Here is a 1,405-nt window from a genome sequence, read left to right on the forward strand (position 1 = left end):
CAAATCGTAGCTTACGTCATGTGTGGATGCCCCGGATGCAAGGGGCTTTTGAACTGCTCAGACCTGTGATCGAGTACGGTCATGTGTCAGGCCTGTTTAAGCGGCCTTTCACATGAGCCGCGGCCGGTATGGTAATGCGAAGATCGGGTCCAAATCAGTGTCGCGAGCTGAAGGGCTCTCTACGTAAGTCTGGTTTTCCCGATCTCGATCTCATCGATCTTATGGTCCTTACTGTCCTTCGTTCTCCTCACATCATGCCGACATGGCAGGCATCATGCCCGCGGAGTCGGAACTGCAAAATCCTCCTGACGCGTCATCATTGCCCAGATTGCGCGTGCAGTCTTGTTGGCCAGCGCGATTGCCACAAGCATGCGCGGCTTGCGCACAAGCATACGTGCCAGCCAAGAACCCTTGGGCACGCCATTTCTCAGGGCCCAGCGTATACGTGTCATTGCCCCTATGATGAGCAAACGTCTGATATCGCGTTGTCCCATTTTCGATGTTCGACCAAGCACCTGTCGACCGCCAGTTGATCGTTGGACAGGGACGAGGCCAAGCCAAGCCGCGAAGTCCCGGCCGCGTCGGAAACTCTCCATTGGGGGTGCGAAGGCCTTGATAGCCATGGCACTCACGGGCCCAATTCCGGGGGCCGTTTGTAGTCGCGCCGTTTCGGGATCGTCGCGTGCCTCGTCGCGCAGGCGACGTTCAATTACAGCGATCCGCTCGTTGCAAACGTGAAGGTGGTCGAGATGGACGCGGGCCAGTTCGACGACGAGAGGGGGCAGATCAACCTCAGGGTCTTCGATCCGCGCAATGAGCGACTTTATGGAGGCCAATCCCGCTGGCGCGATAACGCCATATTCCATGAGATGTCCACGGAGCGCGTTGACGATCTGACTGCGCTGCCGGACTAACAGATCGCGTGTTTTGAACACCATGGCGCGGGCCTGCTGTTCGGCGGTCTTTACGGCAACGAAGCGCATTGTCGGACGGAACGATGCTTCGACGATGGCTTCAGCATCGTTGGCGTCGTTTTTCTGTCGTTTGACGAAGGGCTTCACGTAAATTGGTGGGATTAATCGGACTTCGTGGCCGAGTGCTTCCATTATCCGCCCCCAGTGATGTGCAGAGGCGCAGGCCTCCATAGCGACCCGACAGCGAGGATGGCGCTCCATGAACAATTGGAACTGAGCGCGCGAAAGTTTCTTGCGAAACACAACCGAGCCGTCCGCAGCTGCGCCGTGCAACTGGAACACCGACTTCGCCAAATCCACCCCGATCACCGATACATTCTCCATGGATACCACTCCTACCTATTGGACCAACCTCAACAGCTTGCCACGAAGCAGGCTGTTGGGGGTGGGGCATCCACACCATCAGTGTCCGATTTTCGGGGAGTAGCTCA

Annotated in this window: 1 protein-coding gene; it reads right to left on the reverse strand. The window is 57.3% G+C overall.

Going from position 1 to position 1,405, the window contains the following annotated elements; genetic code table 11:
• Positions 1–272 precede the first annotated feature (272 nt).
• A complete protein-coding gene (locus tag ACXAHG_RS23460; RefSeq protein ID WP_475061224.1) occupies positions 273–1,298 on the reverse strand; it encodes an IS110 family RNA-guided transposase in 1,026 nt (341 codons plus the stop codon).
• Positions 1,299–1,405: the final 107 nt, after the last annotated feature.

The organism is Leisingera sp. ABD4_442, from assembly GCF_056160905.1.